The organism is Flavobacterium sp. SOK18b (assembly GCF_014156605.1).
GTDB classification, from domain to species: domain Bacteria; phylum Bacteroidota; class Bacteroidia; order Flavobacteriales; family Flavobacteriaceae; genus Flavobacterium; species Flavobacterium tiangeerense.
Window position 1 is genome coordinate 1 of sequence record NZ_QKNZ01000004.1, and the last position, 11,832, is coordinate 11,832.

The following is an 11,832-nucleotide window of genomic DNA, read 5'->3' on the forward strand; positions in this document are numbered from 1 at the left end:
ATAATGCAATTTTTAAAATACCAAATGAACTTTAATCTAAAGAAGCTATTTTTTTATGAAAATTTTAAAATAATTTCATATCCTTTTTATTAACTTTAAATAATAAAACAAAATTAAGAAGTCTATTTTTCAACTCGTTATAGGCGCTTTCAATTATTAAAAAATTGCATCTATTATTACTTGAAGCAATCCATAGAGGCATCATTGAAAAAGTAAATAAAATCGTAAAAATCAAATTATTAGAGAATTTATTTTACTTGACATTCAGGATTTTAAAATCTCCGAGTACATTATTAAACTTGACATTTTATTAAAATATTTTAAAAAAATTAGAACAGTACTATCATTTTTCCCCTTTAATAATTACAAAAAAATTATATCAATGAAAAACATATTTATCCTATTAACGCTATTTTTGAGTATGATTATTCAGGCCCAAACTCATGAACTCATAAAACATGATGGTAAAAAAATAGATATAAATTTTATTAAAGTTGCTAACAATCAAGTTTTTTTCAACAGTCAAGGAAATCAAGAAGAAAAAAGCATGAGTAAATTTGCAATAGCACAGATTAAAGAAAAATCAAATTCTGATGTAAAAATGATTTCAAACAAAATCATCCTTAGTAGCAAAGAAGATTACAACAAAGTTGTATTATTAGAACCAAACCAGGCAGAAGGACTTAAAGAAATTGGATTTACAAGCAGTTTCCTAGGTAAAACTAAAGGAGAAACAAATCAAGATTTTAAAGATAAAGCTGTTAAAAGATTAAAACAGCACGCTGCTGCAAAAGGATATCCGTTTATAGTTATGATTTCGTATGACTCAAAAAATCTAAAAGCAAAAATGTTTTCATATTGATTTACAACACCAAGAATTAAACAAACAATCAGGAATTAATTTATTTTATCAATGTAGGCCTCTTGATAGTTGTTGTTTTTTTAAAAAAATTAGAAAAGCAATATCTTAAAGTAATTGACTTACTATTCATAAATTCAGGTAGTGTAATTTTTTTTTAATTACTTTCTATTACAAGATATTTTTTACACCTCCAAATGACATATTATATAATGAGTTTTAAATATTTCCCCACTCTAAATTTTTATACCAATTTTAACTTTAAAGCTCTCTGATATCAAAATTGATGCTGATAAACCACAGCATTTCTATTTACTAATATTTAGGTAACCTAATGATTACCCATTTTAATCGCTCAAGATAAAGCCCCAAAAGTTTACTCTATAATTTCTTGAGTAACCAATCGACTGATTTAAAAATCTTGTTCAATACATAAAATAATTTGATACAATTAAAACAAAGTAGCTATTACCTAAATGTCTTTTACAAATAAAAAAACCACCATTTCTGGTGGTTAATACTTTTTTAATTTATTGAAAATTACAAAGGAATATTCCCGTGTTTTCTTACTGGCGTAACACTTACCTTATTTTCAAGCATGCTATATGATTTTATCAACTTTCGTCTGGTATCTTGTGGAAGAATCACTTCGTCAATAAAACCTCGTTGTGCAGCTGTGTATGGATTTGCAAATAAATCAGCGTATTCTGCTTCTTTTTCTAACAGTTTAGCTTCTTGATCATCAGCTTCATTAATTTCCTTTTTGAAAATAATTTCCGAAGCTCCTTTTGCTCCCATAACAGCAATTTCGGCAGTTGGCCAAGCAAAATTCATATCTGCACCTATGTGCTTGGAGTTCATCACATCATAAGCACCTCCATAAGCTTTTCTGGTAATAACAGTAACTTTTGGCACCGTAGCTTCACTTAATGCATATAGTAATTTTGCACCATGAACTATAATTCCGTTCCACTCTTGATCAGTTCCTGGTAAAAATCCAGGCACATCTACAAGTACTAAAAGCGGAATATTAAAAGCATCACAAAAACGAGTAAAACGCGCCGCTTTTTTAGAACTATTCACATCCAGACATCCTGCAAGAACCATAGGTTGATTTGCAATAATACCTATACTGCGACCCGCTAATCTAGCAAATCCCACAATTATATTTTCGGCATAATTTTTATGAATTTCAAAAAAGGAATCTTCATCAATAATTTCACTTATAACCGAGTGCATATCATACGGTTTATTAGGATTATCAGGAAGTATTGAGGTCAATTTATCTCGATATTCGTCATTAAGTGTATAAGGCAAATCAGCTGCTTTTTCTTTGTTACACTGCGGCAAATAGCTTAATAATTGTTTTAAATCATCTAAACACGCTACATCATTAGTTGATGTAATATGAGCCACACCAGATTTAGTTGAATGTGAACTTGCACCACCCAATTCCTCTGAAGTTACTGTTTCATTTGTCACAGTTTTAACCACATTAGGCCCTGTAACAAACATGTAACTGGTATCTTCAACCATCATCGTAAAGTCGGTCATGGCAGGAGAGTACACCGCTCCACCAGCACAAGGACCCATAATAGCCGATATTTGAGGAATTACACCGCTGGCTTGTACGTTTCTATAAAAAATATCGGCATATCCACCTAATGATCTCACTCCTTCTTGTATACGCGCACCTCCTGAATCATTTAGACCAATCATAGGCGCACCCATTTTAACAGCCATGTCCATTACTTTGCATATTTTTTCGGCATGAGTTTCAGACAATGAACCTCCAAAAACCGTAAAATCTTGAGCAAAAACATATACTAATCTTTCATTAATGGTTCCGTAGCCTGTAATAACTCCATCCCCATAATACTGTTCTTTTTCCATTCCGAAATCAGTGGTACGATGTGTTACTAACATTCCTATTTCTTCAAAAGAATTTTCATCCAGCAAATACTCGATTCGCTCTCTTGCCGTAAGCTTTTTATTAGAATGTTGTTTTGCAATTCTATTTTTACCTCCACCCAAATGAGCTTCGGCAATTTTTTCGTTTAAAATATTTATTTTGTCTTTCATGTTTTTCTTTTTTTTAAGCTAATTTTATTAAAGACCCCAGAATAATTGAGTTTCCTTAAAAAAAGGCTTGACTTAGCTATTTCTTAATAATGGATAAAAAATAGTTTAATTCAACAAGCGTATTATTTTCTGGTCTTCAAAATAGTGCTTTAGAGCTACCATAGCAGCAATTTTAGCTTCTTGTTCCATTTGTTGTTTCAAAACTTCAGCATTGTAATATTTCTTAACAAAATGAGTATCAAAATTCCCAGAACGAAAAGCCTCATGTTCAAAAACAAATTTTCCGAAAGCTAAGGTCGTTTGAACACCCTCAACATGATAGTTTTCAATAGCCTTGATCATAATTTGAATTGCTTCTTCACGAGTTTCACCAAAAGCAATTAATTTAGCCAACATTGGATCGTAATAAATAGGAATATCCATACCCTGTTCAAAACCATTATCCACACGAACACCTTCGCCAACAGGCAATTGATATACCTCTAAATGACCCACACTTGGCAGAAAATCATTCATCGGGTCTTCGGCATACACACGCAATTCTACGGCATGACCCTTGATTTTAAGATCTTCTTGTTTCATGGCTAATGCTTCGCCCCTGGCAACTCTTATTTGTAATTCTACAAGATCAGTTCCCGTTATAATCTCGGTCACAGGGTGTTCCACTTGCAAGCGCGTGTTCATTTCAAGGAAATAAAAATTGTTATTTTCATCCAATAAAAATTCGACAGTACCCGCACCTAAATAATCGCAAGACTTTGCGACTAATACGGCAGCTTCACCCATTTTTTGTCGCAATTCAGGACTTAAAACTGATGAAGGAGCCTCTTCAATTACTTTTTGATGGCGGCGTTGAATACTACATTCTCTTTCAAACAAATACAACACATTACCATGACTGTCAGCCATTACTTGAATTTCAATATGTCTAGGAGAACCCACGTATTTTTCAATAAATACAGATCCATCACCAAAAGCGGCAATTGCTTCACTGATAGCGCGATCCATTTGCGATTCAAAATCAGCTTCGCTTTCTACCACACGCATACCTTTTCCTCCACCTCCAGCAGATGCTTTAATTAGAATTGGAAAACCAACTTCCTTTGCTATCAACTTTGCTTTTTCAACATCGGTAATAGCTTCATCAAAACCAGGAACCATAGGAATGTTATATTGCTTTACAGCCTCTTTGGCTGCTAGTTTACTTCCCATAATTTTGATGGCTCTAGACTTTGGACCAATAAAAATAATGTTGTTTTTTTCGCACTCTTCGGCAAAATCAGCATTTTCACTTAAAAATCCATAGCCAGGATGTATGGCGTCTACATTTAAGCTTTTAGCAACTTCAATAATTTTATTTCCAAGCAAATACGACTCACTTGAAGGTGCTTCTCCTATACAAACCGCTTCGTCAGCAAATTTCACATGTGGCGCATTTCTATCAACTGTAGAAAAAACTGCCACTGTTTTAATCCCCATCTTTTGAGCAGTTTTCATCACTCGAATAGCAATTTCACCTCTATTAGCAACTAATATTTTTTTCATTTTATATCTTTTAAACCGCAGATTCGCAAATTTTACTCTCTTAAAATGTATTGCACTGAAATGTTCAACGTTTTAATTTCAATTTGCGAATTAGCCGTATTTTATTATTCAAATTCAATTAATAACTGACCTTTATCTACAGCATCACCTGTTTGTACAGAAATGCTTTTAATAACACCTTCGCGCGGTGAAAGAAAGCTATTTTCCATTTTCATGGCACCTAGAATAATCAAATTATCATTTTCTTTCACTGTTTGCCCTACAACTACATTGATTTCTAAAATCAAACCAGGCATAGGCGCCTTGATAAAATTTACTTGTTTTGAAAGTCCTGTTTCAAAACCCATTTCTTTTATCAAACTATCCAGCGGGCTAGAAATTGCAACAGTATAGGTGTTGCTATTTACCTTTACGGTATATTTTTTTTGATGAAAATCAGCAGATAGAATTTCTGCTTTAAAGGCTACATTTTCATGAAGAATATGAAAATTATTTTTTTCGATACTTACAGCATCAACTTTTGCAACGCGCTCGCTATCCAAATCAAAATGAAAAGTGTCGTTTACAGTAACTTTATAATCAATACTCATTTGCTTCTTATTTTAGTGTTGTAAAAATAAGTAAAAGAAAACGTTTTCGTAATCGAAAAATAAAAGTTTTATGCTAATTAGATATAGTTTATTGAAAAAAACTTAAAGTACTAACAACTTATATTCTCTTAATGTTTTAATAGGCTTTGAGTACCAAAACAATTCAAAATCTTCCAGACTTAGTTCAAAATCTGCTTTTAATTCCTGAAAAGTATAATTTTTAACATTGAAAACGGATATTTTTTCCAAAGTTTTCACCAACCATTCACCCTCGTTTTTATTGGTAAGAATACTAAAAGGCTCTTTTTTATCATGAAAAGTAAGTGTAGTCATTTCCCATGAATTTCCTTTCTTAGATTTTGTAAAATGATCCACTAACGGCTTTCCTCCTAGCCAAACAATTTTGGCAGTGGGTTTTATATTGAAAGTTTCTTCATTTTCAATAGCGTTAACAATAAAATCAGATTGAATTTTTGTTTTTGGAATCTTAAATTCAAACCAATCCTGAAGATCGTATTCAAAACAAATTCCGTGCATGTAATTATAAAGTGATTTTTTAAGTCCAAAACTAAACTTGTCGTGATTTATTCCAGTAGCATCAGTATAATCAATATCATTGTTAGCAAATGTCCCTATGCTTTCTGTGTTTTTTTTAACTCCAAATTGCTCTGGGTACAAGCCTACAGGACTGTGTGCTGTCATGGCAAACTGATGCCAAAATCCCGATTGTAAAATACCTACTTCAAATAATTGACGCACCATTTCTAAGCTATCAATAGTTTCTTGAATGGTTTGTGTGGGGTAACCATACATTAAATAGGCGTGTACCATGACACCAGCTTGGGTGAAATTTCGGGTTACACGAGCCACTTGTTCAACCGTTACGCCTTTGTCTATTAATTTTAATAATCGATCTGAGGCTACTTCTAGACCACCAGATACCGCTATACAACCAGAGGCTTTTAGTAGCAAACATAAATCCTCAGTAAAACTCTTTTCAAATCGAATATTAGTCCACCAAGTGACCGCTAATTTTCGACGCAAGATTTCCAATGCCAGAGCACGCATTAATGCTGGCGGAGCTGCTTCGTCAACGAAATGAAAACCTGTTTCCCCTGTTTGGGCTATCATTTCCTCCATTCGATCACACAATAGATTAGCAGCAACGGGTTCGTAAATTTTGATATAATCTAATGAAATATCACAAAACGTACATTTTCCCCAATAACATCCGTGCGCCATGGTGAGTTTATTCCAGCGACCATCACTCCACATACGGTGCATGGGATTCACAATTTCAATAACCGAAATGTATTTATCCAAAAGTAAATCTGAATAATCAGGTGTGCCTACTTGTGATTGCTTGTAATCAGGTTTAGCAGAGTTATTTTTATAAACTACTTTTCCGTTTTCTAATAAAAAAGTTCGTTTGTAGGTATTGTAATTTGGATTTTCAATGGAATGAATTAACTCGTCAATTGGCATTTCTCCATCATCCAAAGTAATAAAATCAAAGAATTCAAAAACACGCGCATCCGAGAGTGAACGTAATTCCGTATTTGGAAAACCGCCGCCCATTGAAATTTTAATATTGGGATAATTCTTTTTCACCCATTGTGCAGATCGAAACGCAGCGTATAAATTCCCTGGAAACGGTACCGAAATCAGGAATAAAGTAGGCTGAATAGCTTCGATTCGCTCTTTTAGAATCGAAATTAATATTCCGTCAATATAAGTTGGCTCACTTTGTAAAGCTTCGTATAGCTCGTCAAATGAACTTGCACTTCGACCCAACCGTTCCGCATAACGACTGAAACCAAAATTAGCATCTACACATTCCACGATAAAATCCGAAATATCTTCGAGATACAAGGTGGCTAGATGTTTCGCTTTGTCCTGCGTTCCCATTGTTCCAAAAGCCCAATCGAGTTCTTCTAATTGTGTAAATCGAGAAGCCTCTGGCAGAAAATCTTCTTGACAAATTTGAAGTGCTAAAGTTGGATTTTTTCCTTGTAAAAAAGCAATAACAGGGTTAATTGTTTTAAGATATTCTTCTTGCAAAGCATAAATACGCTTTGCATTATCTGAGATTTCTTCAACTCCAAATTTTAAACTAGCAACTTCAAACAACCTTTGTAATCCATCTTTCGAAAATAATTTCAAAATCACTTCGATACCCAAATCTGCTTGAACAGACCCAATGTTTTTGGTATTCAGAAACCCTTTAATATACGCAGTTGCCGGATAAGGTGTATTCAATTGCGTAAAAGGCGGCGTGATTAGGAAAAGTTTTGTTTTCAAGTGGAATTTTTTATGCAAAAATAAAGGTTAAAAATGGATTCTTTGTCATTTAAAAATAGACTTTTCCTAAACATATCTTAAACCAAAATTAACTAACTTTACTTTTTATTACTTTAGCGACAAATTTAGAAACTCAAAACATGCCAACCGACTGTATCAGCTATCAAAATTCCGGATATTTCTCTACCTTGATGAACGATTATTTAGATCAAAAAAACAATTTAGATACCCTGTACAATAGATTTCCAAATCTTGAAAACTTTGAAGAGCAAATTCTTGAAAAGCAAAATAATTTCGACAATAGCAACAGATCCATTTTAGTTTCTACTTTACAAAAACAATATTTAAAAGTTGAAACTTCCGTTTTGACTAAACAAAATATTGAATCTTTAAATAATTCAAATACATTCACTGTTACAACTGGTCATCAACTGAATTTATTCAGCGGACCATTGTATTTTTTGTATAAAATCATTTCGACAATTAATTTAACAACAGAATTAAAAGCGAAATATCCAACATACAATTTTGTCCCTATTTACTGGATGGCAACCGAGGATCATGATTTTGAAGAAATCAATTATTTCAATTTTAAAGGTAAAAAATTCCGTTGGAACAAAGAAAGCTCAGGACCTGTGGGTAGATTATCTACTGAAGGCTTAGCCGATTTCCTTGAAGTATATTCACTTGAATTAGGTTCTAGTATAAATGCTAATACACTCAAAAAACTATTTGAAGCTTCTTATCTCAAACACGATAATCTCGCCGATGCCACTCGGTTTTTAGCCAATGCACTATTTGGGAATTTTGGATTGGTAATAATCGATGCCGATAATTCTGACCTAAAACGCAGCTTTATTCCATACATCAAAGAAGAATTACTACACCAAACTTCTCATAAATTAGTGCTCGAAACTGCTGAAAAATTAAAAGAGTACACCATTCAGGTAAATCCGAGAGAAATAAATCTGTTTTATATTGAAGATAACATCCGGGAACGCATCATCTTTGAAAACAATAAATACAAAATAAACCACACTAAACTAGAGTTTTCTGAAACAGAAATACTATCCCTTTTAGAAAATAATCCAGAAAAATTCAGTCCAAATGTAATTATGAGACCCTTATATCAAGAAGTAATTCTACCAAATCTTTGCTACATTGGCGGAGGCGGAGAAATTGCCTATTGGTTAGAACTCAAATCTTTTTTTGCTGCTGCAAAAATTACTTTTCCAATGCTTCTACTAAGGAATTCTGTTTTATTAGCAACCGAAAAACAAGCTAAAAAAGCAGATCAATTAAACTTGAGTTGGTCCGACTTGTTTTCAAAACAAAACGACTTAAGAAACAATAAAACTAAAGAATTATCAGAGATTCAAATTGATTTAAAAGATTTAAAAGAGCAATTAAAACAACAATTTGATTCGCTTCATCAACTTGCCACAAAAACCGATCAATCTTTTATGGGAGCTCTAAAAGCTCAGGAGGCCAAACAAATAAAAGGATTAGAAAACCTAGAAAAACGTTTACTAAAAGCTCAAAAAAGAACTTTGAGTGATGTTTTACAGCGCATTACCGATTTACAAAACGAACTTTTCCCAAATCAAAGTTTACAGGAACGACAAAATAATTTTTCAGAATTTTACCTTGAATATGGTGAGAATTTAATTCCGCAATTGATTCAAATGCTGAAACCATTGCAATCTAATTTTAATATAATTAAATTTCCTTAAGAAAAACAATAAATAAATGATAAAAGAACGCCTAATTTCACTGGATGTATTTAGAGGATTTACTATTTTATTGATGACTATTGTCAATAATCCAGGAAGCTGGGCAACTGTTTATCCTCCTTTATTACACTCAGATTGGAATGGTTGTACTCCTACAGATTTAGTTTTTCCCTTTTTTATTTTTATAATGGGCGTAGCGGTTTCATTTGCAATGCCTACAAAAAATTTTGACAGCACAACCTTTAATAAAATACTAATTCGCTCCTTACGAATGTTCTGTTTAGGAATGTTTTTTAATTTTTTTGGGAAAATACAACTTTTTGGACTAGACGGTATTCCCTTATTAATAGGACGAATAATCATAACAATTAGCGTGGGTTATGCACTCATGGGCAGTTTCAATGCAAGAGTAAAAACGTATTTAGCTATTGGTATATTTGTTACATTTTTATGTTTAGCATATAGTGGAATTGAAGCTTATCAAGACGTCAGGTTACCGGGAGTTTTACAGCGCATTGGAATTGTATATTTTGTAATATCACTTTTATATTTAAAAACAAGGCTTAAAACGCAAATTATAGTAGCATCAACAATTTTACTGGCATATTGGGCAATAATGACATTGATTCCGGTTCCAGGAATTGGATTAGCAAATCTTGATAAAGAAACTAATTTGGCATCTTGGATGGACAGTATCTTTTTAAAAAATCATGTGTGGGCGGTTACAAAAACGTGGGATCCAGAAGGAATTCTAAGTACAATTCCTGCAATAGCCTCAGGAATAATAGGATTACTGATAGGTCAATTACTCAATCGTCCAATACCTAAACTGGAAATTGTAAAAAAAATGGGAATTGCGGGAATTATTCTTATTATTCTTGGGCTTTTATGGAGCATCGTATTTCCTTTAAATAAGTCACTCTGGACGAGTTCTTTTGTTTTATACACATCTGGCATAGCAACACTTTCGTTAACTATTTTCTATTATGCAATTGATGTTGCTAACTATAAAAATTGGACAAAACTGCTTCTTGTTTGGGGAGTAAATCCAATGATTGTATTCTTCTTTTCTGAAATAATTCCACAAGCATTAGAAATGATTCAATTTCAAAATCCAGAAATCCCTTCTGAACAAATTAATCTTCAAAATTATTTGTATCATTTTTGGATTGCACCTGTTTTTAATAATCCTATGACGGCTTCCTTAGCCGGAGCTTTGATCTATGTAACTATTTGGTCTTTCATTTTAAGACTATTTTATAAACATCAATTAATCTTTAAGGTTTAATTTAAAAAAAAGACCTGATTAATCTTAAACAAACTCCTTTTAATTGGTGTTTTATTAAAATAAACACATAAAAAAGTTTACTTTTGCAGCCAATTCGAAAAACTTAAAAAAACAAAAAAATGGCTACTAATAGAACATTTACAATGATCAAGCCTGATGCTGTTGCTAATGGACACATCGGAAACATTTTAGCAATGATTACAAATGCAGGATTTAAAATCGTTTCTTTAAAATTAACACAACTTACTGTTGCTGATGCTCAAGCATTTTATGCTGTTCACGCTGCAAGACCTTTTTACGGTGAATTAGTTGAATTCATGTCAAGAGGACCAATCGTTGCTGCAATTTTAGAAAAAGACAATGCTGTTGAAGATTTCAGAACTTTAATTGGAGCTACAAACCCAGCTGAAGCTGCTGAAGGAACTATCCGTAAAGCATACGCAACTTCTATTGGAGAAAATGCAGTTCACGGTTCTGATAGCGATGAAAATGCAGCTATTGAAGGTGCTTTCCATTTTGCTGGAAGAGAGCAATTCTAGTATTCAGTTTTCAGTCACAGTAAACAGTGACATATAAAAACAGAAAATCCCGTTTCATAATTGAAACGGGATTTTTTATTTGCAATCTCATTGAAAACTAAACACTGTGAATTTACACTATCTCAAAACCACATCTTTCACCACATCCCGTCTTAATTCCTCATTAATCATTTTGATGATTTTAGACTTTCCGTGACTTAATTCCTCTCGCAAAACAGATGAAGTCAACTCTACATACAGCGTACTTCCTTTCAAAACTACATTGTTCGTATAACTGTTCACACCATTCCCCATAAGATTTTTCCAAGCATCTTTCACATCAATTTGATCCATGCCAGGTTGCAACTTATTCACTTGGATTATTTGTTTCAAAACATCCCCTATAGTACTCTGATTATTTAATCTCTTTGCCATCACCCATCAAGTTTATTGCTGTTGCTCTTTTATAGTGGTATTCCGTTTTGTCTTTATTCAAAAGCACCAGCTCTTCATTTGTTAAGGCTATAATTTCCTCACTCCATTTCATATAAGGCGTTGTGTAGTCTATAAAAACACGGTCATCCTCATAGCGCACAGCTACTTTTTCCTCTACATCATTCACTAAAAAAGTACCATCAAGTTGTGGCATCACTTTTTTTCTAATCCCTTTGTCTTTTACAATCCTAAAATAATCGTAAACCTCATTCATCCTATACTCCTTATCCTCAATAGAGTCAAAAACAACTTTTTTAACCTCCCAATATCCATTTAACAGAGCAACATCTTCGGTTTTAATATTTTGCTTACATGACAAAAATACCAAGATGAGAACAAAAAAACCAACTACCTTTTTCATATCTATTTTTTTTAGGAGCTATTTCCTGCTGTCCGCTGTATCTTTTTCTTGCTACCTTCC

10 protein-coding genes are annotated in these 11,832 nt (G+C 32.9%); 4 read left to right on the forward strand and 6 right to left on the reverse strand.

Features of this window, described 5'->3' with window-relative positions:
• The first annotated feature begins 382 nt into the window (after positions 1 to 382).
• On the forward strand, positions 383 to 862 hold the full coding sequence (locus DNC80_RS00710) for a hypothetical protein (protein WP_182648391.1): 480 nt from the start codon (positions 383 to 385) through the stop codon (positions 860 to 862).
• A 537-nt stretch (positions 863 to 1,399) separates the two neighbouring features.
• On the opposite strand, the gene DNC80_RS00715 is transcribed toward DNC80_RS00710, so the two are convergent.
• The 4 genes from DNC80_RS00715 to DNC80_RS00730 all read right to left on the reverse strand — a co-directional run bounded on the left by DNC80_RS00715 (position 1,400) and on the right by DNC80_RS00730 (position 7,377).
• Positions 1,400 to 2,941, reverse strand: coding sequence for an acyl-CoA carboxylase subunit beta (locus tag DNC80_RS00715; protein ID WP_158728879.1), 1,542 nt, complete (start codon positions 2,939 to 2,941; stop codon positions 1,400 to 1,402).
• A 105-nt stretch (positions 2,942 to 3,046) separates the two neighbouring features.
• Positions 3,047 to 4,486, reverse strand: a complete 1,440-nt coding sequence (gene accC, locus DNC80_RS00720; protein WP_182648393.1) for an acetyl-CoA carboxylase biotin carboxylase subunit — start codon at positions 4,484 to 4,486, stop codon at positions 3,047 to 3,049.
• Between the two features lie 104 nt (positions 4,487 to 4,590).
• Positions 4,591 to 5,076: an acetyl-CoA carboxylase biotin carboxyl carrier protein subunit gene (locus DNC80_RS00725; protein ID WP_182648395.1), complete on the reverse strand. Its 486-nt coding sequence runs from the start codon at positions 5,074 to 5,076 to the stop codon at positions 4,591 to 4,593.
• A gap of 102 nt (positions 5,077 to 5,178) precedes the next feature.
• The gene (locus DNC80_RS00730; RefSeq protein ID WP_182648397.1) at positions 5,179 to 7,377 is read right to left on the reverse strand and encodes a radical SAM protein; all 2,199 of its coding nucleotides are present in this window, start codon (positions 7,375 to 7,377) and stop codon (positions 5,179 to 5,181) included.
• A gap of 140 nt (positions 7,378 to 7,517) precedes the next feature.
• Between DNC80_RS00730 and bshC the strand changes: the two genes are divergently transcribed.
• From bshC to DNC80_RS00745, 3 genes are all read left to right on the forward strand, one after another.
• Positions 7,518 to 9,110, forward strand: a complete 1,593-nt coding sequence (gene bshC / locus DNC80_RS00735; RefSeq protein WP_182648398.1) for a bacillithiol biosynthesis cysteine-adding enzyme BshC — start codon at positions 7,518 to 7,520, stop codon at positions 9,108 to 9,110.
• 16 nt (positions 9,111 to 9,126) lie between these two features.
• Complete coding sequence (locus DNC80_RS00740) at positions 9,127 to 10,398, forward strand: acyltransferase family protein (RefSeq protein WP_182648400.1); 1,272 nt, start codon at positions 9,127 to 9,129, stop codon at positions 10,396 to 10,398.
• 119 nt (positions 10,399 to 10,517) lie between these two features.
• Positions 10,518 to 10,937: a nucleoside-diphosphate kinase gene (locus DNC80_RS00745; RefSeq protein ID WP_072941331.1), complete on the forward strand. Its 420-nt coding sequence runs from the start codon at positions 10,518 to 10,520 to the stop codon at positions 10,935 to 10,937.
• A gap of 117 nt (positions 10,938 to 11,054) precedes the next feature.
• On the opposite strand, the gene DNC80_RS00750 is transcribed toward DNC80_RS00745, so the two are convergent.
• Both DNC80_RS00750 and DNC80_RS00755 read right to left on the reverse strand, forming a co-directional pair.
• Positions 11,055 to 11,351 carry a DUF721 domain-containing protein gene (locus DNC80_RS00750; RefSeq protein WP_144892810.1) on the reverse strand — a complete coding sequence of 99 codons (297 nt, stop codon included), beginning with the start codon at positions 11,349 to 11,351 and terminating at the stop codon, positions 11,055 to 11,057.
• Positions 11,332 to 11,772 (reverse strand): hypothetical protein, encoded by a 441-nt coding sequence (locus tag DNC80_RS00755; RefSeq protein ID WP_182648402.1) that lies wholly within the window; start codon positions 11,770 to 11,772, stop codon positions 11,332 to 11,334. Before DNC80_RS00755 ends, DNC80_RS00750 begins: the two co-directional genes overlap by 20 nt.
• Positions 11,773 to 11,832: the final 60 nt, after the last annotated feature.

Coding starts and splice junctions, on each gene's coding strand:
- DNC80_RS00710 (WP_182648391.1), top strand. CDS start 383: ATGAAAAACATATTTATCCTATTAACGCTATTTTTGAGTATGATTATT.
- DNC80_RS00715 (WP_158728879.1), bottom strand. CDS start 2,941: ATGAAAGACAAAATAAATATTTTAAACGAAAAAATTGCCGAAGCTCAT.
- accC (WP_182648393.1), bottom strand. CDS start 4,486: ATGAAAAAAATATTAGTTGCTAATAGAGGTGAAATTGCTATTCGAGTG.
- DNC80_RS00725 (WP_182648395.1), bottom strand. CDS start 5,076: ATGAGTATTGATTATAAAGTTACTGTAAACGACACTTTTCATTTTGAT.
- bshC (WP_182648398.1), top strand. CDS start 7,518: ATGCCAACCGACTGTATCAGCTATCAAAATTCCGGATATTTCTCTACC.
- DNC80_RS00740 (WP_182648400.1), top strand. CDS start 9,127: ATGATAAAAGAACGCCTAATTTCACTGGATGTATTTAGAGGATTTACT.
- DNC80_RS00745 (WP_072941331.1), top strand. CDS start 10,518: ATGGCTACTAATAGAACATTTACAATGATCAAGCCTGATGCTGTTGCT.
- DNC80_RS00750 (WP_144892810.1), bottom strand. CDS start 11,351: ATGGCAAAGAGATTAAATAATCAGAGTACTATAGGGGATGTTTTGAAA.
- DNC80_RS00755 (WP_182648402.1), bottom strand. CDS start 11,772: ATGAAAAAGGTAGTTGGTTTTTTTGTTCTCATCTTGGTATTTTTGTCA.